Origin of the sequence: Acinetobacter sp. YH12043 (genome assembly GCF_013419915.1) — a bacterium.
In the GTDB taxonomy this organism is placed as follows: Bacteria; Pseudomonadota; Gammaproteobacteria; order Pseudomonadales; family Moraxellaceae; genus Acinetobacter.
Genome location: NZ_VOZD01000012.1, coordinates 48,389 through 74,390 on the forward strand (window position 1 = coordinate 48,389; position 26,002 = coordinate 74,390).

General features: G+C 42.4%; 25 protein-coding genes and 1 tRNA gene. 15 read left to right on the top strand and 11 right to left on the bottom strand.

Translation table 11 applies throughout. The features are described 5' to 3' along the window. Positions 1–2: 2 nt before the first annotated feature. A complete protein-coding gene (locus tag FTU01_RS07660; RefSeq protein WP_180138716.1) occupies positions 3–1,403 on the bottom strand; it encodes a serine hydrolase in 1,401 nt (466 codons plus the stop codon). Positions 1,404–1,871: 468 nt separating this feature from the next. Between FTU01_RS07660 and FTU01_RS07665 the strand changes: the two genes are divergently transcribed. Both FTU01_RS07665 and FTU01_RS07670 read left to right on the top strand, forming a co-directional pair. Continuing rightward, positions 1,872–2,120: a hypothetical protein gene (locus FTU01_RS07665; protein WP_004784054.1), complete on the top strand. Its 249-nt coding sequence runs from the start codon at positions 1,872–1,874 to the stop codon at positions 2,118–2,120. A 127-nt stretch (positions 2,121–2,247) separates the two neighbouring features. After that, positions 2,248–2,448: a hypothetical protein gene (locus tag FTU01_RS07670; RefSeq protein ID WP_005236199.1), complete on the top strand. Its 201-nt coding sequence runs from the start codon at positions 2,248–2,250 to the stop codon at positions 2,446–2,448. 5 nt (positions 2,449–2,453) lie between these two features. Here the strand turns inward: FTU01_RS07670 and FTU01_RS07675 are convergent, their stop codons facing one another. Together FTU01_RS07675 and FTU01_RS07680 are read right to left on the bottom strand one after the other, a co-directional pair. Beyond that, complete coding sequence (locus FTU01_RS07675) at positions 2,454–3,092, bottom strand: LysE family transporter (protein ID WP_159124496.1); 639 nt, start codon at positions 3,090–3,092, stop codon at positions 2,454–2,456. A 120-nt stretch (positions 3,093–3,212) separates the two neighbouring features. Further along, the gene (locus tag FTU01_RS07680) at positions 3,213–3,779 is read right to left on the bottom strand and encodes an FxsA family protein (protein ID WP_159124495.1); all 567 of its coding nucleotides are present in this window, start codon (positions 3,777–3,779) and stop codon (positions 3,213–3,215) included. 125 nt (positions 3,780–3,904) lie between these two features. Here FTU01_RS07680 and ruvC point away from each other — a divergent pair, with 125 nt between their 5' ends. After that, positions 3,905–4,450 (top strand): crossover junction endodeoxyribonuclease RuvC, encoded by a 546-nt coding sequence (ruvC, locus tag FTU01_RS07685; RefSeq protein ID WP_004784062.1) that lies wholly within the window; start codon positions 3,905–3,907, stop codon positions 4,448–4,450. Here the strand turns inward: ruvC and FTU01_RS07690 are convergent. After that, positions 4,447–4,728 (bottom strand): acylphosphatase, encoded by a 282-nt coding sequence (locus tag FTU01_RS07690; RefSeq protein WP_179993093.1) that lies wholly within the window; start codon positions 4,726–4,728, stop codon positions 4,447–4,449. The genes ruvC and FTU01_RS07690 overlap by 4 nt on opposite strands. Before the next feature lie 11 nt (positions 4,729–4,739). Continuing rightward, a complete protein-coding gene (locus tag FTU01_RS07695; RefSeq protein WP_179993092.1) occupies positions 4,740–6,197 on the bottom strand; it encodes an NAD(P)H-hydrate dehydratase in 1,458 nt (485 codons plus the stop codon). Between the two features lie 23 nt (positions 6,198–6,220). Between FTU01_RS07695 and queG the strand changes: the two genes are divergently transcribed. The 3 genes from queG to bioB all read left to right on the top strand — a co-directional run bounded on the left by queG (position 6,221) and on the right by bioB (position 8,781). Beyond that, on the top strand, positions 6,221–7,315 hold the full coding sequence (gene queG / locus FTU01_RS07700) for a tRNA epoxyqueuosine(34) reductase QueG (protein WP_159124491.1): 1,095 nt from the start codon (positions 6,221–6,223) through the stop codon (positions 7,313–7,315). Between the two features lie 106 nt (positions 7,316–7,421). Further along, positions 7,422–7,640: a hypothetical protein gene (locus FTU01_RS07705; protein ID WP_005236211.1), complete on the top strand. Its 219-nt coding sequence runs from the start codon at positions 7,422–7,424 to the stop codon at positions 7,638–7,640. 139 nt (positions 7,641–7,779) lie between these two features. After that, positions 7,780–8,781 (top strand): biotin synthase BioB, encoded by a 1,002-nt coding sequence (gene bioB / locus FTU01_RS07710; protein WP_166139392.1) that lies wholly within the window; start codon positions 7,780–7,782, stop codon positions 8,779–8,781. 10 nt (positions 8,782–8,791) lie between these two features. On the opposite strand, the gene FTU01_RS07715 is transcribed toward bioB, so the two are convergent. Together FTU01_RS07715 and FTU01_RS07720 are read right to left on the bottom strand one after the other, a co-directional pair. Then, positions 8,792–9,019, bottom strand: a complete 228-nt coding sequence (locus FTU01_RS07715; protein ID WP_125279759.1) for a hypothetical protein — start codon at positions 9,017–9,019, stop codon at positions 8,792–8,794. Between the two features lie 500 nt (positions 9,020–9,519). Further along, positions 9,520–11,031, bottom strand: a complete 1,512-nt coding sequence (locus tag FTU01_RS07720; RefSeq protein ID WP_180014192.1) for an aldehyde dehydrogenase family protein — start codon at positions 11,029–11,031, stop codon at positions 9,520–9,522. A gap of 207 nt (positions 11,032–11,238) precedes the next feature. On the opposite strand from FTU01_RS07720, the gene FTU01_RS07725 reads away from it, so the two are divergent. Next, entirely contained in the window at positions 11,239–12,420 is a 1,182-nt protein-coding gene (locus FTU01_RS07725; RefSeq protein ID WP_166139384.1) for a helix-turn-helix domain-containing protein, read from the top strand. Between the two features lie 452 nt (positions 12,421–12,872). Here the strand turns inward: FTU01_RS07725 and FTU01_RS07730 are convergent, their stop codons facing one another. Together FTU01_RS07730 and FTU01_RS07735 are read right to left on the bottom strand one after the other, a co-directional pair. Further along, positions 12,873–14,045, bottom strand: coding sequence for an iron-containing alcohol dehydrogenase (locus FTU01_RS07730; protein ID WP_159123263.1), 1,173 nt, complete (start codon positions 14,043–14,045; stop codon positions 12,873–12,875). A gap of 210 nt (positions 14,046–14,255) precedes the next feature. Continuing rightward, positions 14,256–14,332 (bottom strand) — tRNA-Ile (locus tag FTU01_RS07735). 795 nt (positions 14,333–15,127) lie between these two features. Here FTU01_RS07735 and FTU01_RS07740 point away from each other — a divergent pair. Together FTU01_RS07740 and FTU01_RS07745 are read left to right on the top strand one after the other, a co-directional pair. Beyond that, a complete protein-coding gene (locus FTU01_RS07740) occupies positions 15,128–15,682 on the top strand; it encodes a 1-acyl-sn-glycerol-3-phosphate acyltransferase (protein ID WP_179993088.1) in 555 nt (184 codons plus the stop codon). Between the two features lie 228 nt (positions 15,683–15,910). After that, on the top strand, positions 15,911–16,660 hold the full coding sequence (locus tag FTU01_RS07745) for a YebC/PmpR family DNA-binding transcriptional regulator (RefSeq protein ID WP_004784089.1): 750 nt from the start codon (positions 15,911–15,913) through the stop codon (positions 16,658–16,660). A 66-nt stretch (positions 16,661–16,726) separates the two neighbouring features. Here FTU01_RS07745 and FTU01_RS07750 read toward each other — a convergent pair whose 3' ends face one another. Further along, positions 16,727–17,197, bottom strand: a complete 471-nt coding sequence (locus FTU01_RS07750; protein WP_004784091.1) for an Lrp/AsnC family transcriptional regulator — start codon at positions 17,195–17,197, stop codon at positions 16,727–16,729. 362 nt (positions 17,198–17,559) lie between these two features. Between FTU01_RS07750 and FTU01_RS07755 the strand changes: the two genes are divergently transcribed. Next, a complete protein-coding gene (locus FTU01_RS07755; RefSeq protein WP_180138718.1) occupies positions 17,560–19,233 on the top strand; it encodes a hypothetical protein in 1,674 nt (557 codons plus the stop codon). 55 nt (positions 19,234–19,288) lie between these two features. Here the strand turns inward: FTU01_RS07755 and FTU01_RS07760 are convergent, their stop codons facing one another. Beyond that, positions 19,289–20,053, bottom strand: coding sequence for a glutathione S-transferase family protein (locus FTU01_RS07760; RefSeq protein ID WP_166136146.1), 765 nt, complete (start codon positions 20,051–20,053; stop codon positions 19,289–19,291). 381 nt (positions 20,054–20,434) lie between these two features. Here FTU01_RS07760 and FTU01_RS07765 point away from each other — a divergent pair, with 381 nt between their 5' ends. Genes FTU01_RS07765 through FTU01_RS07785 form a run of 5 tightly spaced genes read left to right on the top strand, consistent with a single transcriptional unit; the run spans position 20,435 to position 25,998 of the window. Beyond that, entirely contained in the window at positions 20,435–21,637 is a 1,203-nt protein-coding gene (locus FTU01_RS07765; protein WP_179993086.1) for an SfnB family sulfur acquisition oxidoreductase, read from the top strand. Between the two features lie 11 nt (positions 21,638–21,648). Further along, positions 21,649–22,872 (top strand): SfnB family sulfur acquisition oxidoreductase, encoded by a 1,224-nt coding sequence (locus FTU01_RS07770; protein WP_180018385.1) that lies wholly within the window; start codon positions 21,649–21,651, stop codon positions 22,870–22,872. Then, on the top strand, positions 22,872–24,296 hold the full coding sequence (locus FTU01_RS07775; RefSeq protein ID WP_180138720.1) for an LLM class flavin-dependent oxidoreductase: 1,425 nt from the start codon (positions 22,872–22,874) through the stop codon (positions 24,294–24,296). The genes FTU01_RS07770 and FTU01_RS07775 overlap by 1 nt, the downstream gene beginning before the upstream one ends. Before the next feature lie 19 nt (positions 24,297–24,315). After that, complete coding sequence (locus tag FTU01_RS07780) at positions 24,316–25,146, top strand: MetQ/NlpA family ABC transporter substrate-binding protein (RefSeq protein ID WP_180138722.1); 831 nt, start codon at positions 24,316–24,318, stop codon at positions 25,144–25,146. Positions 25,147–25,155: 9 nt separating this feature from the next. Then, positions 25,156–25,998: a MetQ/NlpA family ABC transporter substrate-binding protein gene (locus FTU01_RS07785; RefSeq protein WP_180138723.1), complete on the top strand. Its 843-nt coding sequence runs from the start codon at positions 25,156–25,158 to the stop codon at positions 25,996–25,998. The last annotated feature ends 4 nt before the right edge of the window (positions 25,999–26,002 follow it).

Below are 26,002 nucleotides of genomic sequence, written 5' to 3' on the forward strand. Positions count from 1 at the left end.
ACTTATTCCTGTAAAAGTTGAGCAGCCAGTTTTTCAATATTTCCCATTTCAGGATGTACAGCAGCGACATTGGCTAAAATCGTCACTGCCTTTTTCTTGTTTAAATCAATCATCAAAATAGCAGAATGCCCTGCGGTATTTCCCCCATGCCAGATGATTTTGGTGCCATTTTCCTGTTCTCGCACAAACCAGCCCAATCCCAATTGGTAGCTACCTGCTTGTTCTGTGGTTGCTTGCTGAGTTAATTGTACTGCCGCATTTTTTGCATCGAGTTGAGCTTGTGCAAATCTGGTTAAATCTGAAGCTGTAGAGAGTACACCGCCCGCAGGTAAAAAGGTATCAAATGCCCAGGTGGTGATTTCTTTTCCTTGGGCATCAAATGCAGACACAAGTTGCTTAGCTGCTTGATCAGGCGAGGTATAGCTATGTTTCATCCCATACTTTTTAAAGACATATTCATTGAGTAACTCAGCAAAATCCTTATTTTGCGATTGACTCAAACTCTGTCCCAATAAAGCCACAGCCAAATTAGAATAATGTGGCACTTTTCCACTGTTATTTGCATGTTCAAGCTCTAAGGAATTTTTTAAATATTCTTCCAGTTTAGCTGCATCATATTCCTTATATGGATCAGTATCATCATCTACTTCCAAATTACTCGGTAGTCGTGGCAGTCCGGACGTATGATTGGCTAAATCCTGAAAGCGAACCTGGATATTGTCCTTGAATGGAAAGGCATAATAAGGATTAATCTTGTCATCCAGTTTAATTTTATTTTGTGTCACCAATTCAGCCAATATAGTTGATGTCATTACTTTGGTCAGAGAACCGATTGCAAAGACTTTATCCTGATTGGCCTGGGCCTGGATTTTTTCCTTATGTTTCTGTACCCCATAGTAATAGGGTTTGTCCTGATCTAATACCGCTATAGCCACTTGAGTCTGCTCTGGAAAAGTCCGTGTAGCCTGATAAATTTTCTCTGCAATCGCTTTTGGATAGCCTTGAATAGCATTGACTGTCTTATTATTTGCTGCGGTAGATTCGATATAGGGCGTAAATAAAAGGCCGGAAATCTGTTGATCATTATTCAAACTCATGCTGAGTTTCAGACGGTCTTTTTCAAAGTTGGCCTTATAGACTGCAGTCTCTTTACCTTTGGATTCCAAATACTCAAGACTTTGTATTGTGCCCAGTTGCTGCTGTAAGTCTTTAGAGACTTTTTCAAACATATTTAAAGGAATCGCCTTTTTCGCTTCAGGTGAAAACTTTTCAAAAATTGCTGCATAATTTTGCGCATTAAAATCCTGCTGAAACTGGGCAATAACTTCCTTTTCAATATCCGATTGTGCATAAAGACTGCTCATATAGAGCAAGGATGATAAAAACAGTGATATTTTCTTCATGAGATCAGTATTGTTCCTTAAGTTTATAATGCACTTTCATAAAAATTATTGAAATTAAACATTTTTATAGACTTAATACAGTGCAACGAATAGTTAAAAAATAAGCAAAATATATTCCATATCATTCTATTTTTTAGGGCAGATCAATTCATCTAAGTTTTTGCCCTGTCTATTTCCCATTTTATACTTGTTGTTCTTAAGCTCCACTCGAACTGGTTCAAAAATTGCTTATGAATTGATAGATAGCATAGTTAATTATTTCAGAGAATTTTATTGAAAAAATGTAACGATGTTATGTACTTAGCCAATTATTATTTGTTTTCCTCACTGAGACTTGGGTAACTTTTTGTTATATGACTTGTCAGCGTCTAATTTCATCATTAACATGAAATGCAGACCTGAAATACCTGAAATAAAAGTCCGTGAAAGATAACAAAAAAAATATCAAAAATGTAATGGAGCTTAGCAATGTACTATCAATATCACTGTGCGTGCTGCGATAAAGTTGTGGAAGCTGGCCAAAAAGAATGTCATGCCTGTGGCTCACATAATATTCGCAGCCCTTATGGTTTTTGGATTTTATGTCTGGTGGCCTGTCTGGTTACTGCAATCGCATTCAAGGTAATGCATGTTTATATCCAGTCACAGCAACAAGAAGTGCCAGCTCAATCATCTTTATTTGATGTGCTGCAACAAGATAATAAACGTCCGCGCTAATTTTTTTATCCTCCAGCAAGACCTGACTTGGATCAGGTCTTTTTTATGCGATTTTAACTTGAATATGAAACGCTGCCAGAATAGAAAATTTGAATTACAATAAGTCATCTTGCAGTGAGAGATGAAAATGGTTCAGTTAATTAAAAAAGGCGGCTTACGTGAGCGTGCCAATCGCAGTCGCAGTTATCAGGGTTCGGAAAATACTGAGGCCACCCTTAAACCGAATCGTTATCAGTCTCCAGTGCAGAAACAGGATCATCCAGTTTCTGACGCTTCCGCTGCACAGCAGCTTTCTAACGAAAACTCCTCTGTCACTCCATCAAATTAAGATTTTTAGTTCATTAGAACTAGCGCGTCATACCATAACCAGACTGCAAAAATCAGGAATAATCCGCCTGAAATCATATCGATATAACTTCCTGATCGCTGGTAAGCCTCTTTAATTTTGGGATGGGAAATTAATAGCATCAGTAAAGTAAAAGTAATAAATGTTTGCAGCGGAATAATCACTGCCAGTTGCGCTTTTAAATAATCAGAAGCTGATGAACTCAGTGCAAGTGAAAATACGCTACTGAAATAGATCAGGGTTTTAGGATTCGACAGATTAGTCAATAAACCCTGCATAAAATAACTTTTTGGTGCTTCTACCGTATTTAAATCATCTTGAGTTTGATGTCTGTTCTGAAAACTTTGCCAGCCACTTTTTAGCATGGCCCAGCCCATTTTGGCCAAAAATAGCCCACCGATGACCATCAATACTTGCTGAATCCAGGGAAACTGATCGATCAGTACGGTAAAGCCAGCTAGCGTCAATATCACCCAAACCACGATCCCCGCTGAAATTCCGGCAATCACCTTTAAGGCATTCATACGTGTCGTAGAAGCAGCACTTTTTGCGATAAGTAAAATGTCAGGACCCGGGCTTAATTGAGCAACAAAATGCAGAAAACAGATGGTAAAAAGCAAGGACATTTAAAAAAGATCAAATGGTAAAAAAACTATTATAACTTTTGTTTAATGAAATTAGAAAGTTCCAATAAAAAAGCCGAATCATGAGATTCGGCTTGAAGCATTTATATTGAAAGCGTGATTTTATTTCTTGTTCACATCTTTCATTTCAATTTTCTTGGCTTCCGGGGTCACTTCACGAGCTTCACCATCAATAATGGTTGAATCGCCATGCCCCCCCTGCTGGTTCTGCATATCCTGCATTTGACGCATCATTTCAGCAAACGGGTTTTGGCCTGCACCACCACCGACATCGCCCATCATGCCACCCATCATTTTTTCCATCATGGCTTGCTGACGTTTCATCATCATTTTCATCATGGCTGCCTGGAAAGCACGTTGTACAGGTGGAATCAGCATTAATACCGCAAGCACATCACTAATCAAACCAGGAATCAGCAGGAAAAAGCCGGCTAAGATTTTAGGCAAATTATTTGATAATGCTGGATCTGCACTCATCTGTCCCATCTGCATTTGCTGCATTTGTGGCATTACACCGGCCGAATATTTCCGGATCAGGTTCATACCGATAAAGAAAGCCGCCACGAACCAGAAAAATACGTACCACATGCTCCCGACAAGGTCACCCACGCCAATCCATACAAATACTTCGAGGACTAAGCCGGCCAGGATAATAAGAAATAATTTCATGAAAATTAATCTAATCTCAGTAAAATAAATATTAGGATGCTGTAATCAACTGCTTCATCAGGATCAAGCTTTTTTGATACGCTTATGTAACAATATGGGCATTATTTTATTTTTAAAGTGCAGGCATGTCATTAATTATTGGGATTGATCCCGGTTCGCGTCTAACAGGTTACGGTATCATCCAGAAAGAAGGTTCAAAACTCACTTTTGTTGATGCAGGAACGATTAGAACTGAAACAGCGGAAATGCCTGAACGTTTAAAACGAATCTTTGCTGGTGTCGAACGGATTGTCAAATTTTACGGCCCGACCGAGGCTGCGGTGGAACAGGTGTTTATGGCACAAAATCCGGATTCTGCTCTCAAACTGGGTCAGGCTCGTGGTGCGGCAGTCGCAGCCTTGGTGAATCTGGATCTGAAAGTTGCCGAATATACGGCACGGCAGATCAAACAGTCTGTTGTGGGCTATGGCGCTGCAGACAAAGAACAGGTTCAGATGATGGTTATGCGTATTCTGAACCTGACAATCAAACCGCAACAAGATGCTGCCGATGCACTTGCTGCTGCGATTTGTCATGCTCATGCTTCAGGCAGCATGAGTAAAATGGCCGTATTGAATGCCTTAGGCGGTATGGCACGCGGACGCAGCCGGGTCAGCACCCGTCGTCGTTAGTCTTTAGTTAATACTTTAAAATCCTGAAAATCAGCGTCCTGAAGAGTCAATTTCTGCTGATGAATTGCAGTGACTTCTGCACGTTGTGGTCCAGTTCTGCTGAGCTGGATCATTTCCCGAACAATCGCTTCCTTCCCCACAATGATAGCCTCAACTTCGCCTGTTTCCAGATTACGCACAAAACCCTTTAAACCTAATTGAATTGCTTGTTGTTCAAACCAGCGACGGTAGCCCACGCCCTGCACTTTGCCCTGAATGATCAAATGAATGGCCTGCATTTTTATTGTCCTTAGTGGTTCACAACCTGGTAAATGGCATGTTTCATATCTTGTGCCTGCAAGCCGCGTTCACCTTTTTTCGCCAATACATCACCGGCAAGTGCGTGCAAAGTTACGATTTCATGTAAATGGGTGGCATCTTTAAATTGGGCTTTCAAACTTGCGATCATGCCAGCAAGTACATCTCCCATTCCTCCGGTTCCCATACCGGCATTGCCTGCGGTACAGATGAAAAGAGCATCTTCTAAAATCAGGCTACCTGAACCTTTGAGCACCCATTGTCCCTGATATTTTTGCTGGAGCTGTTGAATTGCCTGAATACGATCTGCTTCGACTTCTGATGCTTTCATTTCTAACAAAGTAGCCGCTTCACCCGGATGTGGTGTTGCATAAGTATGGGCATTCAACTTTTGTGGTGATTTTGCCAGAAACCACAAGGCGTCTGCATCGAGAACTGTCTCCAGTTCTGATTGCTGAATCAGGTCAAACCAGTATTTATATTGCTGTTCAGCCCAAGTATCTCGTCCTAACCCCATACCAAAACAGACAGCATCCACATGACGAACTAAAGCTTGGCGTTGCTCAGCATCTAGCGCATTAATATCACGCAGCATGATATTCGGAGCACGTGACAAAATGGCAGTATGATGTTTGGCATCACAAACCACAGTGACCTTACCTGCACCGGCAGCAAAGGCTGCCTCAGCTGCCATAATGACCGCACCGCCCATATCGGCATGCCCCCCAATTACGAGCACATGCCCATAACTGCCCTTATGTCCAAAAGCTTCACGTTTAGGCAGATGAATTTGAGTCGAGGAAATTTGAGCTATCGGCACAAGTTCAGCATCGGGAGGAATAACCGAGATGACCTCTACCTTGCCGGCATATTCTTTGCCTCGTCCGGTAAATAGTCCCGCCTTTAAACCTAAAACAGTAAAACTATGATCTGCCTTAATGGCAACCGGCAAAGACTGTCCGGTATTGGCATGCAGTCCGCTTGGAATATCCACTGCAATTTTAAGACCTTGCTGGGCATTAATGCTTTGAATAATCTGTTGCCAATTTTCATTCAGATCACGGTTCAAGCCGATCCCAAATAAGGCATCAATATAGACATCATATTGTTTCTGAAAATTAAAACCTGAATAAGTGGGTATACCGATTTGCTGAGTTTCCCGGATTGCTTGAGCCAGATCCTGTGATGGATTGGGTTCTGCTGCATAAATATCTATTTCAAAACCGGCCTGTTTTAAATATTTACCTATCAGATAACCATCACCGGCATTATTACCCTGACCGCAACACACAGCGATTCGGGTCAATTGCTGTTGTTCTAACAAAGGGATGAGTCGCTGCGCAATCGACCATGCTACCTGTTGCATCAAACCATAAGAACTATTTTGCTTGCCAAACCAGCGCTGCTCCCATGCTTGTATATTGCGGCTATGATAAACTTGCTGCTGCATTTCTTATTTCCTGTTTCTGGTTTATGACAACACCCGATTCCCAAGCGCAAATCCAAGTTTATCAACAAGATCCCCATGAACTGAAAGCGTGGATCAAAGCGCAGGCACGAGAACTGGGTTTTTCTGATTGTGTCATTGCCCAACCGGATGCTCAAGCAGAATTAGTCCGCTTGCAGGAATATTTAGACCGCGGCTATCACGGTGATATGAAGTTTTTGGAAGAAAATCTGGAAAAACGTGCCGATCCCACACTGCTTATTCCCAATACCAAATCCGTGATCTGTGTACGAATGGATTATCTGGTCGATCTTCCAGAACCGCGTCTAGTGCCCTATGCACCAAATTCTGCGATTATTGCCCGTTATGCCCGTGGTCGTGACTATCATAAGACCATGCGCGGGCGCCTAAAAATGCTGGCTTCTAAAATTCGGGAAAAAGTCGGTGAATTTGAATCCCGCCCCTTTGCAGACTCTGCTCCTGTATTTGAAAAATCCCTGGCCGAAAGTGCGGGCATGGGCTGGACCGGTAAACATACTTTATTAATCCATAAAAAATCCGGGTCTTTCTTTGTTTTAGGTGAGCTGTTTAGCTCACTGGAACTGCCCTTTGATGAGCCTGCAAGCAAACATTGTGGTTCATGCACAGCCTGTATTGATATTTGCCCGACACAGGCTATTGTTGAACCGTATATGCTGGATGCACGTCGCTGTATTGCTTATTTAACCATTGAGTATAAAGGGATCATTCCAGAGGAGTTACGTCGAGGGATTGGTAACCGGGTCTTCGGTTGCGATGATTGTCAGTTGATTTGTCCATGGAACAGCTTTGCTCAAAAAACTAATATTGAAGATTTTCACCCCCGACATGGACTGGATCAAGTGAGTTTACTGGATCTCTGGCAATGGGATGAAGCTACATTTTTAAGCTCAACTGAAGGCAGTCCATTACGCCGTACCGGCTATCAGAGCTTTATGCGCAATATTGCGATCGGCTTGGGTAATGCGCCTTTTGATCCACAGATTGTCCAGGCATTACAAGCTCAGCAGAATCAACATGATGAGATTGTACAGGTTCATATTGACTGGGCCATACAGGAACAACTGGCAAAATCTCGGTAATTTTCAATTTTTACTTCGGTTCACATTTTCTCGTCAAAGCCTTACACAGTTATTGTGCAAGCTATGGCATAAAGGAAAAAGAATAGAAATAAAGCCGGAGGTGGATATGCAAAAGTCATCTGATACACAACATCAAAATCAGGAACAGCTTGAAGAGTTGCAACATCAACACCAGAAGCAGCAACAACAGCAACAGCAGCAGTCACAACATGGCCCGCTTGGCTCTCCAAAAAATAACCAGCACGAACAAGATGAACGTGTATTAAACAAGCAACATCGTAGTGATTTACAAAACCAGAATATTCACGGAAATCATCGTGAATAAACTCCGATCAAGAGTTCAACTACAAAGCTCACCTTGTGTGGGTTTTGTTTTTTCTATAAGGTCATATTTTGCTAATGAAGATGGCGATACTTTTACTTAAGATGGAGCCTGATAAATAAATATGAACAAGGATGGACAGATGAACAGTATTGATCCAATACGTAATGATTGGTCTCGTGCAGAAATTGAAGCCCTATATCAACAACCTTTAATGGACTTAATCTTTCAGGCTCAACAGGTTCATCGTCAATATTTTGATGCCAATGCCGTTCAGGTCAGTACCCTGCTCTCTATTAAAACCGGTAAATGCCCAGAAGATTGCAAATACTGTTCTCAGTCCGCACATTATGACTCCAAACTCGAAGCGGAAAAACGAATCGCAGTAGAAAAAGTAATTCAGGAAGCAAAAGAAGCTCTTGCCTCTGGCAGTTCACGTTTCTGTATGGGAGCAGCGTGGCGTAATCCGCATGAACGTGATATGCCTTATGTACTGGACATGGTACGTGAAGTCAAAGCACTGGGACTCGAAACCTGTATGACTTTAGGCATGCTGAATGCCTCACAGGCAGAACGCCTGAAAGATGCAGGACTGGATTATTACAACCACAATCTGGATACGTCACGTGAATACTATTCACATATTATCAGTACCCGCAGTTTTGATGACCGATTGGATACACTGGATCATGTGCGTCAAGCGGGTTTAAAAGTGTGTAGTGGTGGCATTGTCGGCTTAGGTGAAAGTCGTAATGACCGGATCGGTTTATTGTTTGAGCTTTCTACCCTTCCAATTCATCCGGAATCTGTGCCTATCAATATGCTGGTGCCAATCGAAGGCACACCGATGGCAGATGTTGAAAAACTGGATGTGATTGAATGGATTCGAACTATTGCAGTGGCCCGCATTCTGATGCCAAAAAGTTATATTCGTCTTTCGGCAGGCCGTGAATCACTGACTGACTCAGATCAGGCATTAGCATTTATGGCGGGTGCCAACTCGATTTTCTCAGGCGAAAAACTGCTAACGACTCCAAATACAGCCAAAGGTCGTGACCAGCAGCTCTTTGAAAAATTGGGACTGGTAGCAGAACAACCTAAGCCAAGCATCCGCGCATTGGCGACTGATGCAATGGCAAGTTAATTGAAATAATTCAAGATGCTGAAAAGTTATGCGCAGTAATTAAAATGCCATAACTGGCATTGAGATAATCACCGATCCGGATCTGGTCTGTTCCATTGGCATGATGTACGACCAGTTCCTGCGTCAGTGCATCAAAACTAAAAGAGTCATAACAGTCCTGATGCAGGCTTAACCAGTGTAAAGTGTCAGCCAGATTTTCATCTACAATATAGGTTTTGGCATGGAAATCTTTGCTCATTTAAGCCTTCTCATCATGTGGTACTGGTAATGATTTTAATGGATATGAGTTTAGATTAAATATAATGGATATAAAAAAGTGAGCATATCGCTCACTTTTTCTTGCAGTATTTTTTAATCTCTTTGGGTACCACATTTGCGGCATTCCCAATCTGCCCCAATTTCCTCCATTTGCTGGTATTCATAAATGTGCAAGCAGAATAGTTTTTTCAGTAGTTGAAGCATTATAAAACTCCCGTTTCATCATTTTTAAAATACGCTTCTTTAGGCACCCTTCCTGAGTGTCGATTTGTTGTTCTGGATAAAAACCACCTCTAACTTATAACCAGAATTTTTCAAAATGTAAAACCTATTTCATTCATTTTTTCAACTTTCCGATAAAGTTAAATTTCAATTGATTCATGCTTTTAATTAGCATCTGTGATCTATATCTCAAATACCACTTATTAAAGATTCTCTACTATAAAAAAAGCGAACCGAAGTTCGCTTTTTTGCTTTTATTTAGAAGAAACCAGCTGGCTTGGTTGAATAACTCACCAACAGGTTTTTGGTCTGCTGGTAATGATCCAGCATCATCTTGTGGTTTTCACGACCGATCCCAGATTTCTTGTAACCACCAAAGGCTGCATGGGCCGGATAGATATGATAGCAGTTGGTCCAGACACGACCCGCTTCAATGGCACGGCCAGCGCGATACGAGGTATGTGCCGAACGTGACCAGACACCAGCACCTAGGCCATAAATCGTATCGTTGGCAATCTTGATGGCATCATCAAAATCTTTAAAGGTGGTTACTGCCAGTACCGGCCCAAAAATTTCTTCCTGGAAGGTACGCATATTATTGGTGCCTTTAAAGATGGTCGGTTCAATGTAGAAGCCTTGCCCGACTTCCTGACGTACACCGCCACCAACAAGCACTTCTGCACCTTCGCCGCGACCTGTTGCAATACACCCCAGAATCTTGTCCTGCTGTTCCTGCGATGCCTGCGCACCAATCATGGTTTCAGTATCGAGTGGATGACCAGTTTTAATACGTTTAACCCGATCGATTGCCAGTTCCAGGAACTGATCAGCAATACTTTCCTGGACCAAAGCACGTGATGGACAGGTACAGATTTCCCCTTGGTTCAAGGCAAACATGGTGAAACCTTCCAGTGCTTTTTCCAGATAATCATCCTGCTGCGCCATGACATCTTCAAAGAAAATATTTGGTGATTTACCACCAAGTTCCAGTGTCACCGGAATAATATTTTCAGTGGCATATTGCATGATTTGCTGACCTACAGCAGTCGAACCAGTGAAGGCAATTTTGGCAATACGCGGATTCACAGCCAGTGGACGGCCGACTTCAACACCATAGCCATTCACGATGTTTAATACACCTTCAGGTAACAGGTCCTGAATCAGTTCAGCCAGTACCAGAATACTGACCGGGGTCTGCTCTGCCGGTTTCAGAACGATACAATTGCCTGCGGCCAAAGCCGGTGCCAATTTCCATGCTGCCATCAAGATCGGGAAGTTCCATGGAATGATCTGACCAACCACACCTAAAGGCTCATGGAAATGGTAGGCAATGGTATCTTCATCAATCTCAGAAATGCCGCCTTCTTGCGCACGGATACAGCCGGCGAAATAGCGGAAGTGATCAATCGCTAAAGGAATATCAGCAGCCAGGGTTTCACGGATTGGCTTGCCATTGTCCCAGGTTTCAGCCACCGCCAGCAGTTCCAGATTGGCTTCGAGACGATCAGCAATTTTGAGCAGAATGTTAGAGCGAGTCGTTGGAGATGATTTATTCCATTGTGCTTTAGCTTTATGCGCAGCATCCAGCGCCAGTTCAATATCTTCCACGCTAGAACGTGGCACTTTGGTAAACAGCTTGCCATCTACAGGAGAAATATTATCAAAGTATTCGCCTTTGACTGGCGGCACCCATTGCCCACCAATAAAGTTGTCATACTGGGCTTTGAAATGAACTTTTGAGCCAGGCTGGTTCGGATCGATATAACGCATATGTATTTCCTTTGCTTATTTTAATCTTTAAAAATGCTGCATCTACAGCTTTGGTATAAGGTACATCCGTACTCTATTTAGTTAACATACGCGTTATAAGGTTGGAGAAAGGTTGGCACTCAACCGATTTACATTTCTTTTGATTCCTCATAAAAACAATAATAATTACATTTGGATGTAAATCATGAATTATTGTGAGAATAAGGAATGATGACAGAACAGAGCTTGATACAACAAAGGCAAAAAATTGATCAGCTTCGTCAAAGCAGCAGTTTATCGCCTTCACATGCAGCACAACTCGAACAGAGCATCGTTAGCTCCTGGCAACGCTCTTCTTTAGCCGAGATTCCCAAAAATCGTCTGGCTGCCCCATTAACAGATATAAAACAAATCAGCACTTCTTCGGCTTTAAGTCATGCCTTGGAACATTGTGCTGAAAGTTTGAGGCATATTGCCGAACAGTCCTCTATGGTTTTGGCCGTTGGAGATATTGGCAGTACGGTACTATGGCGGGCCTCCTGCCCTGAATTGCGCACAATTGCTGATAATATTCACTTAGTTGAAGGCGGTCAGTGGCGTGAGGAACTGGTCGGGACCAATGCCCTTGCCCTGTCGATCAAAACCCAACAATCGAGCTGCGTGTTTTCCAGCGAACATTACATGCCTTCCGTGCAGGATCTAGTCTGTTATGCCTCCCCCATTATTGATCCTTATTCCAAACAGATTCTAGGGGTTATTGATCTGTCCACCCACTGGCAAAAACATAATAGCTTAGGGCTATTAGCAGCCGAACGTTGTGCATCCATCATTCAATCTGCTTTACTGGAATCGCAAAAACAGCGTTTATATATTCGTGCCTTTTCTGTCCCGCAGGTCATTTTTAATGGTAAAACCCTGACCATAACCCCACGCCAGACTGAAATTCTCGCTATTCTGGCTTTATTCCCACAAGGTTTAAGTCTGGATCACTTGCATCAGGCACTTTATGGCGAACGTAAAGTCAGCATGGGTACGCTAAAAGCTGAAATGTCACAGTTACGAGATATTCTGGGCGGTATGCTTGGTTCGCGCCCTTATCGATTGCTGGCGCATGTTGAAGCAGACTTCCTGCAAACCGAACAGTCTTTAGATGCAGGTTATATCGATTCAGCCTTAAAACTTTATACTGGAGTTTTTCTGGCAAAAACTGAAAGCCCATTTTTATGTGCATGGCGGGATTGTCTGGAATCACGTCTCAGTGATGCTATTTTCAAAGCCAATGAAACTGATGTGCTGCTGAAACATGTAGCACGTTTTCCTGAAGCAATTGATGCGGTTGAACGTCTGATTGAACTGATGCCAAAAGGTCATCCAGCACATCAAACCCTGCTTAAATTTCAGGATATTTAAAAATCAGATCATTTCTTGTTTGGCTTCTTGTTAGCAAGATAATTACGGCTATCTTCCATTGAGAAGATTCCAACTTATAAAAATATAAAAAGCATTTAACTACTTTAGAATTATAATTTTTTATTATAACATTTTATTGATTTAGCTCATGCTACGAATAAGCTTTTAGCAATACTCTGCTCATTCCAGTATTTTATTATTATCGAGTTCATTCAGTTAATTTTAATAAGCTATACCCTGATGAATTAACTGCCCAAATATATTTTTTGAAAGCAAAAATTTAGGCAAAAAAAAAGAGCAACGCCTGCTCTATATCCTTATCAAGGGTGTAAGGATCAGCCAAGAATATCGCATGGGGATACATTTATCTTGGCGCACTTCACTAAGAAGTGCGAACAGGGTTGCATAAAATGTAAGTCTGCCGAGTGGAGAGAATCGACTTACATAGAGGCTTACAGCGCCGCTTTAAAAATCTCTACGACTTGTGCATGGCTAGCCTTACGCGGGTTGGTCAGCATACAGGCATCCTTTTGCGCATTTTCTGCCATAATGGCAAGGTCTTCCTCTTTAACCCCTAAGCCTTTCAGACCAGATGGAATTCCAATTGAAGCTGAAAGCTGGCGAATGGCATCAATCGCTGCATAAGCTGCTTCAGTCACAGTTAATCCTTCAGTATTTACACCCATCAACTGGGCAATTTTTGCATAGCGATCCGGACAGGCAATCAGGTTAAATTCGCATACGTGCGGTAGCAAAATCGCATTACATACACCATGTGGCAGGTTATAGAAACCACCCAGCTGGTGTGCCATCGCATGCACATATCCGAGTGATGCATTGTTGAATGCCATGCCTGCCAGATACTGTGCATAGCTCATAGCATCACGTGCTTCAATATTTTCACCATTTGCTACTGCCTGACTCAGCCATTCACTGATCATGGTAATGGCCTTTTCTGCACAGGCATCCGTAATCGGATTGGCTGCCGTAGAAACATACGCTTCTACCGCATGGGTTAAGGCATCCATACCAGTCGCGGCAGTTAAGCCCGCTGGCTTGGCAATCATCAATTTAGGATCATCGATCGCGATCAATGGTGTACAACGCCAATCCACAATTGCCATTTTGACATGGGTATCGGTATTGGTAATGATACAGAAGCGTGTCATTTCCGACGCTGTACCCGCTGTGGTATTGACTGCAATAAGCGGTGTCATAGGCACAGTACTTTTATCAATACCTTCATAGTCGCGGATATGACCACCACCGGCAGTCACCAGGCCAATACCTTTGGCACAGTCATGTGAAGAACCGCCACCGAGTGATACAATAAAATCGCAGCCGTTGTCATTGTAGACTTGTACGCCATTATGAACGTTAATATCTGTTGGGTTTGGTTCTGCACCTGGGAAGATATGGCTGTCAACACCAGCCTCTTTTAAATAATTTGCGATGGTATCTGCGACACCAAATTTGTATAAGCCTTCATCGGTCACAATCAGAGCTTTCTTGGCACCTAAATTTTGTGCTTTAACACCAATTTCTTTGGCACAGCCTGGACCGAAAAGTGAAACACAAGGGATATAAAAACCGTTTGTTTGATCTGCAATATTCTTAAAAGCCATGGTTCGATTCCTTCTACCATTCATCTTATTATCGGTGACCCTCACCGTGATTTAAGTATTCAATGAACGATAAAAGAATCCCACCTACTAAAAGCCTACCTTATGATAAGAGATTGAAATTTTAGTTATTTTTGAAGATAGATAGTGCTTAAATGAATTCAAAAAATAAAAAAGCACCTAAGAGTATTGCTCCTAGATGCTTGATGTATTTGGTGGGCCCAGACAGACTTGAACTGTCGACCAACGGATTATGAGTCCGCTGCTCTAACCAACTGAGCTATAGGCCCTATATAGACTGAATTTGTTATATTTCAACTAGTTCAGGCGCATTGAATACTAGCCAAGATTAGATCAAAAAACAAGTACTTTTCTTTCTGCTTGCACACTTAGCCAGCAATCATTTTTTATCCTTAATAACTGCCCTGCTTAGGATTTAAGACTTCAGTCTAAGTTAAGCTAGCAAAAGCCTAATATGACATCTATATTTTCTATCTAAAATAAAGAGAGCACGCTAATTATTCGAATATCAAACCAATAAATTAATCGCTTTTACGTCTCAATATAACCATAATCAATAAAAATACCAACTATTAAGTATAGAAATATAATCCTAGAATATTCTTTAAAAATCTATAAAGACTAAAATTCCGATTCCAATTTCTCGTCTTTACGTAAATCCATATAGATTTCGATTAAAGACCATACAATAACCAGTGCTAACAGAAGCATTGAGAACATGAAAGCTGTAATATACGTCATAGGTTTCAATCTCAGAGAGAAAATGACCAGAAAATAGAAAAGACACAATTTCTTCTTTTCTTCGACAAAAGTCTAATAACTAAAATTTGTGCTGGATAGTCATTTTTTCATCATTTTAAGACTTATTTTATATAAGATGATATATCTCAAGGATTATTAAGTATTTATTTATATCTTTCAGGTCTTAAAAAACTATTTAATATACTTTTTTGATTTTGGATTTTTTATATTATTAATGAATTTTAATTAATGCCTATTGACTGTGAATAAGAACAGGAAGAAATTATGCAGTTCATACCGTTAGCTCTTATTTCTTTCTACTTATGCTAAACAAATTTATTGGCGAATCTGCATTTAAACTTGCCGGTTGGCAATATCATGTTGAACCCGATGTACTCGAAGATAAACAGGTCATTGTCGGATTTGAACATACATCCATGATGGATGCAGTTCTATCTTTGGCGCTCTTTAAGATGTATGACATCAAAATTCATACCCTGATCAAGAAAGAACTGTTCAAAGGCCCAATGAAACCAATTCTGGAAGCCATGGGTGGTATCGCGGTCGACCGTAAAGCCAATAAAGATATTGTCAGCGTAATGGTTGAACATTTTCAGAATAATGAAAAATTCAATCTGGTGATCGCACCTGAAGCCACCCGTGCCAAAAATGGTGAAGCGCGCAAACCGATCCGTACCGGTTTCTGGCATATTGCCAAAGCTGCCAATGTGCCAATTGTGCTTATGTATGCCAATTCCAAGACCAAGCAAGGCGGGATTTTTGGCAAAATTTATCCTACTGATCTTGCACATGATCTGGCTTTAATCAAGCGGCTCTATAAAGAGAATGTTGGTCTGGATATTATTATCCCGGAATAAACTTTCCATAAAAGGGCTTGAGAATAATGTTTCTTCTGCTCTTTTCTTATTTAGGTATTTTCTTAAGTTTTTATTTACATTTATTGCTTTGCCTTTCTATTTTATTGCCTATTTTTTTGGCATTATCATTAAATCTCAAATCCAGACTCTTTTTTCAAAAAAAGAGCTTATGGTAGAATCGGCGCAATTCGATAGGCATACAGCCAATCTACAAGGAGCATATTTCGCATGGCGGGTCATTCCAAGTGGGCCAATATTAAGCATCGTAAAGCAAAACAAGATGCCAGTCGTGGTAAGTTGTTTACCAAGTACATTCGTGAATTAACAACTGCTGCTAAACTCGGTGGCGCTGATGCGGGTAGTAATCCTCGTCTACGTGCTGTTGTAGAAAAAGCATTATCTGTAAACATGACACGTGATGTGATCAATCGCGCGATTCAGCGTGGTGCCGGTGGTGAAGATAACGACGATCTGAAAGAAGTAACCTATGAAGGTTATGGCGTAGGCGGCGTTGCGGTTATTGTTGAAACCATGACAGATAACCTGAACCGTACGGTTCCTGATGTACGTCACTGCTTTACTAAAACTGATGGTAACCTCGGTACCAACGGTTCAGTATCCTTCCTATTCACTAAACGTGGCGAAATTACTTTTGAAGATGTGTCTTTAGAAGATCAAATCATGGAAGTGGCGCTTGAAGCGGGTGCTGAAGACATCGAAGTGGATGAAGATGAAATCCTGGTGATCACTACGCCTGAAAGCTTCGGTACAGTACAAGATGCTTTAGCTGCTGCAGGTTTAAAATCTGATAACGCTGAAGTGGTGATGAGCCCGTCTACCAAAGCTGAAATCACAGATATCGACCAAGCGAAAAAAATCATGAAAATGATCGATATGCTTGAAGACCTAGACGATGTTCAAAACGTTTATACCAACGTTGAATTCTCTGATGAAGTTTTAGCGCAACTCGATGCCTAATCTTCTATGAGATCAAAACGCACCTTCGGGTGCGTTTTTTATATGTGTTAAAAAATGCCTGGAATTTTAAACCTTATTTAAAAGACCACTACAGTTAAAAACATTATATTCCTTGATCACAAAGCTGGAATGCAGTGCTACGACATGCTCGATCTTGCCGATTCGGCTTAATAGAATCTGACTATAATTTTCCATATCACGTGCCACAACTTCGACAATAAAATCCGCAGACTGTCCTGTCACCAGGAAAGCATTAATGACTTCCGGAATATTTTCTAATTCTTCTAAAAATTTGGCAAAAGTATCGCTATCATGCTTGCTTAAGGAAACCTGCAACAGCACATGCAGACTAAAGCCCAATTTTTGATAATTAATCTCGCGCTTCAAGCCACTGATAATATTATGATCGATCAAATGCTTGATCCTGCGGTGTACCGAACTCACAGATAAATTTACTCTCTCCGAGAGTTCATTCAGATTGACATCTTCATGGGTCAAAATTTCAAGAATGTGCTTATCAAAACGATCTAATTCCATCTTTAATCTCTTGCCATTTTATTCAAATACATCATTGTTTTGCTGATAGTATTGATAAATTTTTCATAAATTACCAGTTATTTGAAAAAAAATGCCAGACCCCTCTCAATGACCAGTTTTAAGTCATGCTTATGGTCATTCGTCGTATAAAACAAATTTTCGATAAGCGACGCTTTTAAATAAATCATTCTTATTTATCACTAAACTATTTATGAATAAATACTATGACGCTGATAACTGGATTTTCAAAGCATGATTAATCCAACTTAGATTTACACTTGTATAGAAATTGAATAAGAATTGAGCGTTTTATCTAAAAAACACAACAAACATAACAAGATAAAAATTCGCAAGGAACGGTTATGGCTTTTAGTATTCTTAGTTCAATTAAAACTAAACTCAGTCCAGTGCTCACGACAGAGACACAAAATACGAGTTTACTTGGTGGTTTATTGGGTGGCAGTCTTTCTGGCATTATTGGTTCTATTACAGGTTCTACCCCCTCTACCCCTTCCCTAGATTCTCTCTTAAACAGCCTGCTTTCTGGCAAAAGTTTAAATTCCAGTTCCCTCACTGATTTAATTAGCCAATTTACAGGCTCAAATGCTTCTCAACTAGATATCAACAGTTTAATTAGCCAGTTAACGAAAGCCAATGGTGGCAGTTTTGATATAGGCTCAATCAGCAATCTGCTTGGCAGTTTAATGGGGGGTAATACATCAACCCTGGATTTAAATGCAGTTATCAAATTGGTCAGCGGATTAATGGGTGGCAGTACTAGCAATGTAGACCTCGGTAAAATTGCTGAACTGGCCAGCAACTTATTGCAAGGTGGCGACCTTGATCTTACCCAAATCACTCAACTGCTGAGTGGCCTGATTGGAGGTACTGGTGGTCTTGGTGGAACAGACATTGGTGCCATCGTCGGTATCGTCAGTGGTCTCATTCAAGGTGGTGATATTGATATCGCACAAATTGCTGAACTGGTTAGTGGCTTAATTGGTGGTTCTGGCGGACTTGGCGATGTAGATATTGGTCAAATTGCCAATCTAGTCGGTGGTCTCATCAGTGGCAATGCCGCTAGTGATCTCGACATCGGTGCAATTGTTGACTTGATCAGCGGATTGATCGGTGGCTCAACAGGTAGTTTAGATACCAGTTCAGTCAATCTGTTAGCCAGTAACCTAATGAGCAATGCAAGCAGTGACCTTGATATCGGTGCTATTACCAATTTGCTCAGTGGTCTAATCAGCAATTCAGGCAATATCGATACGGGCACCATTGCGCAAACTGTAACGCAAAGCCTGATGCCACTGCTTGCATCGATTGATACAGGTAACTCATCCATTAATATGGATCAACTTACCCAAGTTTTACCAACAGTGGTTGGTAGTGTGACTACATTGGTATCTGCAATCAGTTCTGCAGGTTCAGGTAATGTGCCAGACACCATCGCGGATGTACTAAAAGGCATCAATCCACTGTTGAATCTATTAGCGAATAGTGACGTTCTTGACGCTGATCAGGCAGAAATCGTGAATTCTCTTTACGATGTCTTGAATGGCGTACAAGTGGTGCTGGATTTTGTGAATAACCCATTACTGCTCACCTTATCCAGCGACCTCAACAATGTGATTACAGCACTAAAACCAGTGATTGCGCTGATTGATAGCGAAGGTCAATTCTCGGATCTTCTGGATGGTGTTCAGTTTCCTGAAATTGGCGACCTGCTCGGGTCACTCGGTTCTGGCGTGCCAAGCTTAGAGGGTTTAGGTTTGGATGCATTCACGGATAGTCTTGGCAATTTAGTCGGTAACAACTCGTCCCTACAACTGCCTGATCTTAGCGAATTGATTTCCGGCATTAGTAATACTGATACGGCTACGAATATCAGCATTACTGAAATCCTCCCAACCATTAAAGAAACTATTACCAATATCTCAAGTGGTAGTTCCCTGCCGAAGTTTGACTTTAGCTCACTGCTCAGTGGCTTCAGTAAAACAAGTGATATTGATCAAACCAGCCCTTGGAGTTAATTCTAATCTCATAAAAAAACGCGCTTTATGCGCGTTTTTTATTTCATTTTTAATTTTATACACCGCGCCAATCAACACGGGCATTGCGCTCATTACGATACATCTTTTGAATATATTGCCCTAATGGCAACTCAGCCAGATGACTTTGATATTCCCGGTATTCATCCGACATCGATTCAAAGCTTTCCCTCTCCCACGGCGTCCCCGGAATAGCCAATAGAGGGGCCAAAATAGAACAAACCGCAATATCGGCCAGAGAGAAACGCGAACCGACGAGATAAGGTCCTTCTTTTTCCATACGGATCTGATTAAGCTGCTCAACCGAATCCTTGATAAATTGTTTGGACTGTTCCAGTGTTTCTTCAGTCAAGGCATAACCCTTGGTCAAAATGGTTTTTAGCAATGGCTTGGAGAATTTTTCAAACTGGCGCAGATAGCCTTTTTCTCCAATCAGAATATCCATCGATTCATGGTCATGCGATAAAGCCTGAGCCAGCATCCAGCGACGCACATGGCGGCCTAATTCTTGGGTGATTTCATCAATATCTAGTGCCTGCTGACGCAAGCTTGCTTCTGCAGGTAGCAGACGGTGTTCAGGATATTGCTCATCCAGATATAGAGCGATTTTGGTCGAATCCGCAATCCACCGTTCCTGATCACGCAGAATCGGTAAACGGTTTTGTCCAGTTTTCAGGCGGGCAAAGGCACGATGGGCACCCGGCATGAGGTTTTGCGCGACATATTCCAGCTCTTTGTAATCCAGCATCCAGCGTGCCTTTTCACAAAAATGAGAAAGTGGAAACTGGTATAAGATGCGCATAAATTCTCCATGCTTGTTTTTAGGTTAGATCGCATTAAAACCATCTAATTTAGTCGGATACTTTAGTCACCCTAGCCTGGAAATACAATGAACTTTTTATTCAAAATAAAGATGTTGCTTATTCAGCACGACGATGAGTATTTTTATACATTTTTTTGTCTTGATTATCTATAAAGCAGATATGCACTGCTTTAAAAACATCTATTAAAATTAAGAAATTATTCAAAATCTATTTAATTTTAATCAGTTACTATATTCCAAATTTATAAGAATCTAGCAGTTTTTATCTTAAAGAGCTTTTTTTATAAGCTTTGCAAAAGCAATTGCTTAATTACATAAAGCTTTCGCTGTAACGTTTTGGCATCGATTTAGGATGTCATTATGTCTCGTTTAACTTCTGAAAAAGTTCATATCATCGAAAATGATCTCGACGCGATTAATGCTGCTTATCAGGTTGCAGACTTTGCCCTGGAAGGCCGTAATCAGCGTGATCAGCAACGTCTATTACCTTTTGCTGAGATTGACCTGTTCAGCCAGAAAGGCCTGGGCGGCATGCGTATTCCGAAACAGTACGGCGGTGCATTTGTTGCCAATAAAACCCTGGCTCATGTATTCCGGATTATTAATAAGGCTGACTCAAGTGTCGGGCAAATTCCGCAGAACCAGATCGCATTACTCAACATGATCGAGATCATGGGCACAGAAGAACAAAAACAGTTTATTTATAACGAAATTCTAAAAGGTAAGCGTCTGGCGAATGGCGGTCCAGAGCGCAATACCAAAGATACCAAGACGCTTGCCACCACTTTAACATTTGAAAATGGCCGCTATTTTGTGGATGGCGAGAAATTCTATTCAACTGGTAGTAGCTTCGCGCACTGGTTAGCGATTAAAGCGATTCATCCAGAAGGCCATGTAGTACTAACCATTGTCGACCGCAATGCTGAAGGTGTGGAAGTGATCGACAATTGGAATGGCTTTGGTCAACGCACGACTTCGAGTGGTACCGTCAAACTTCAGCATGTCGAAGTTGATCCGCTATTGATTTTTGATGAGCGTCTGTTAGGAAATCAACCAAGCTACCGCGGTGCCTATTCCCAATTGATGCAGGTCGCGATTGATGTCGGCATTGCCGAAGCTGCTTTTGCCGATACGCTGACTGCCGTACAAAAAGCACGTCCAATTGTCGATGCTCAAGTCGAAAAAGCCAGCTTAGAACATTATACCCTGCAGGAAGTTGGCAAATCTTCTGTGCTGCTCGATGCCGCGATTTTACTGCTGGATGAAGCCGCTGAATATCTGGATGAACTGGATCAGCTGGAATCTGTGACTGATGAGCAGGCAGCCAAAGCCTCAATTCTAGTGGCTGAAGCCAAGGTCTATGCCAACGATGCTGCGCTACATATCTCGGAAAAATTACTGGAATTGGGTGGAAGTCGCTCCAGCCTCAGTCAGCACAATCTGGATCAGCATTGGCGTAATGCCCGTGTGCATACCTTGCATGACCCGATTCGCTGGAAGCTGCATGCACTTGGGGATTATTACCTAAATCATAAACTCCCTGCCCGCCACGCCTGGATTTAAGGATATTTGCCATGACTTCATTTCAAAACATTAGTCCATTGCAGTCAGAACAGCTGGCACATGCGCACATCATCAAATCTGATGAAGAAGCACTAGAAATTGCCCATAATCTGGCAGAGCAGTTCAAGATTAATTCAGTACAACGTGATGCTGAACGTATTCTGCCTTTCGAAGAAATCGAGGCTTATAGCCAGTCCGGACTCTGGGCGATTACTGTACCTAAAGAATATGGTGGTGCAGAAGTGTCTAGCTATACGGTGGCACAAGTCATTGCCCTAATGAGCGGTGTGGATGGATCAATCGGTCAGATTCCGCAAAACCATTTCTATGGTCTCGAAATCCTGCGCAATAACGGCACGGAGGAACAAAAACAGAAACTCTATGCCGAAGTCTTAAAAGGTGCTCGTTTTGGTAATGCCCTAGCTGAATTCAAGACCAAGACTGCTGCACAGCGCCAAACTGCGATTCGCAAAACCGAGCAAGGTTATGTCATTAACGGCGAAAAATTCTATTGCACCGGCAGCCTGTTTGCGCACCGCATTCCGACACTGGTCGTGCATGAAAGCGAACAGCAATTCCTGGCCTTTGTCCCACGTGACAGTGAAGGTCTCACCTTGATTGATGACTGGAGCGGTTTTGGCCAGCGTACCACTGGCAGCGGCACGGTGAAATTCGACAACGTGCAGGTGCTTGAGGAAGATGTGGTACGTTTTGATACGGCCTATTCCCGCCCAACCATTTCCGGTCCTTTCGCACAATTGCTACATGCCTCCATTGAAACCGGCATTGCCCGTACTGCATTTGAGGAAACCTTGGACCGTGTACGTCAGGCGCGTCCGTGGATTGATTCTGGTGTGGACAAGGCCACCGATGATCCGCTGACCAAACTTGAACTGGGCCGTGTGGTAGCTGATGTGCGTGCTTCTGAAGTGTTACTCAAACAGGCCGCACGTTCTGTTGATGCCGCCAAGGTTGCTCCGACTGAGGTCAGTGTTGCCAGAGCCTCTCTAGATGTAGCCAAAGTGCGTGCACACAGTTCTGAAACCGCATTAAAAGCATCATCGAAGCTGATTGAACTGGCTGGCAGTCGTGGTAGCCAGCGCGAAGATGGCTTAGACCGCTTCTGGCGTAATGCCCGCGTGCATACCCTGCATGATGCTTCACGATGGAAATACTATTTTATCGCCAATTATTTGCTGAATGGTGTTCTGCCTCCACGCCGGGGGACATTGTAATGACAAAGACTACAACAAACTCGAAAACTAAAAAAATCCTGCTGAACGCTTTTGATATGAACTGCGTGGGTCATATCAATCATGGCTTGTGGGCTCATCCGCGGGATGAATCACACCGTTTTAATGAACTGAGCTACTGGACTGATCTGGCGAAAACGCTGGAAAAAGGTCTGTTTGACGGCCTGTTCATTGCCGACATTACCGGAGTCTATGATGTCTATCAGAACGGCATTGACCTGACTCTAAGAGAATCCATTCAGTTACCCAGCCATGACCCAAGCACGTTGGTATCTGCCATGGCAGCAGTCACTGAGAATCTCGGTTTTGGTGTCACGGTGAATCTCAGCTATGAGTCACCGTACCAGTTCGCCCGTCGTTTTGCCAGTCTGGATCACCTGACCCATGGCCGTATCGGCTGGAATATTGTCACCGGTTATCTGGACAGTGCACAACGTCTGATTGGCGAAAATGGCCTGAAAGACCATGACCTGCGCTATGAACAGGCCGAGGAATTTTTACAGCTGTGCTACAAGTTCTGGGAAAGCTCCTGGGAAGATGATGCTGTCTTAAAAGATAAGCAGCAGCGTATCTTTACTGATCCAGCCAAGGTGCATCAGATCAATCACCAAGGCCAGTTTTATCGCAGTCAGGGCGTATTCCAGGTTTCCCCTTCTGTTCAGCGTACGCCGGTACTATTCCAGGCTGGTGCATCACCGCGTGGTATGGCTTTCGCTACCCAGCATGCTGAAGGCATGTTTATTGGTGGTGACCATCCGGACAAGATCAAGAAACAGGTCGATCAGATTCGTCGTCAGGCCACTGAACAAGGCCGTGATCCTGAAGCGATCAAGATTTTTGTCGGCATTACCGTCGTGACCGCTGAAACGGATAAACTGGCACAGCATAAACTGGATGAATACCGTGCTTATGCCAGCCCTGAAGCAGGTCTTGCACATTATTCCAGCGCAGTTGGCATTGACCTGTCCAAATTCGCTGATGATGAACCAATTCCTTACAAGAAGACCAATAGTATTGCGACGGTTAATGACAAATTCAAAGAGCAGCAGATCACACCCAATGACCTAAAAGCTCAACATGAGCTGGGTGGTCGTTATCCACTGATCGTAGGTAGTGGCGCAACGGTGGCAGAAAAACTGATTCAGCTCATTGATGAAACTGGTATTGATGGCTTCAACCTGACCCGCACGGTGGCACCTGAATCACATCAGGATTTTATCCAATTTGTGATTCCTGAATTACAGCAGCGCGGACGCTATAAAACTGAATATGAACAAGGCAGTTTCAGACACAAACTGTTTCAGCAAGGTGACCGCTTACCTAGCGCGCATCCAGTACAGCAATTCCGATGTCAAAACTCTGCCTCTACCGCGAACACAAACTTAAAGCAAAAACAATCAGCATAAATTTATTTTGAGGTGCAACATGGCACAAACCGTTAAAACAAAATTCACCGTTATTGGGGTGATTATTGCCGCCGTCATTATCGGACTAGTGGTGTGGAACCAGCAAAAGAAATCTGGTTCGGATGAACTGGTGATTGGGATCAGCCCATCTTTTGCTAAACCTTTACAGGTGGCAGCAATTGAGGCCAAACAACAAGGTGTAAATGTCAAACTGGTCGAGTTCTCGGACTGGAATACTCCAAACATTACCCTGAATCATGGCGATATTGATGCTAACTTTTTCCAGCATCAGCCATTTTTGGACAATGCTAAAAAAGAAACTGATTTCAAGATCAAAGCCTTTGCTAAAGGCGCAGCCACACATGTGGGCCTGTATTCCAAGAAAATTAACAGTCTGGATAAGCTAAAAGACGGCGCGAAAGTTGTGGTGCCAAACGATCCAGTCAACCAAGGTCGTGCGCTACTGTTATTGCAACAAGCCAAACTGGTAACTTTAAAAGATCCAAACAACCACCTTTCTAGCCTAAAAGATATTGCAGTGAATCCGAAAAATCTGCAATTCGTTGAGGTTGAAGGTCCGCAAACTGCACGTGCCATTGATGATGTTGATCTGGCTTTCGGTTACCCGCACTATCTACGTCTGGCTAAAACAGCTGATCCAGAACAAGCGTTGTTATTTGACTCTAACAAAGACAACCGTTACGCGATCCTGTTTGCCGTACATGAAGACTATCAGGACAAAAATGACAAGCTGAAAAAATTTGTTGAAATCTATCAGAACTCACCTCGCGTGAAGGAAGCATTAGATGCTGACTTCGGTGCGAAACTCTGGTTCCCGGGCTGGAAATAAGGTGTAGTTATGACACAAGTAAATTCGTCAAATTCGAATGCAAAGAAGTGGATCATTGGCGGCGTCATCCTCGCACTTATTCTTGGTCTGGCGGCTTACCGTTGGACCAAGGGTCAGCAGCAGGAAGATGTACTGACCATTGGCATTAGCCCACCTTATGCAGACTTATTGCAAAGTGTGGCTGATGAACTGAAACCGCAAGGTATTAATGTGAAACTGGTTGAATTTTCCGACTGGCATGCACCCAATGTCGCGGTACAAAACGGTGATATTGATGCCAACTTTTTTCAACAAAGTGTGTACTTAAGAAATGTCATTCGCGAAACCAACTTCGATCTACATAGTTTCGCGCCCGGTACGGGTAGCCATGTCGGTTTATATTCTAAGAAATATAAATCGCTGGATGAGTTACCACAAAATGCCCGTGTGGTCATTCCAAATGATCCGGTGAATCTGGCACGTGCCTTGATCCTTCTTAACCGTGCAAAACTGATTGAACTGAAAAATATCAACAATGAATTATCAACCGTTAAGGACATCAAGAATAATCCTAAACAGTTGCAGTTTATTGAAGTTGAAGGCCCACAAACGGCACATGCCTTGAATGAAGCTGATCTGATCTTTGGTTATCCACATTATCTAAAACTTGCTAAAGCAGCAGATCCACATGATGCTCTGTTCCTGGATCCAATCGACAAGAAATACGCCATTCTGTTTGTGACACGCAAAGACTATGAAGATAAAAACCAGAAACTGGCGACTTTCGTAAAAGCTTTCCAGAATTCTGAAAAAGTCAAAGCAATTCTGGACCAGGATTTTGGTACTGGTATGTGGTTTGAAGGCTGGAAATAAGGTG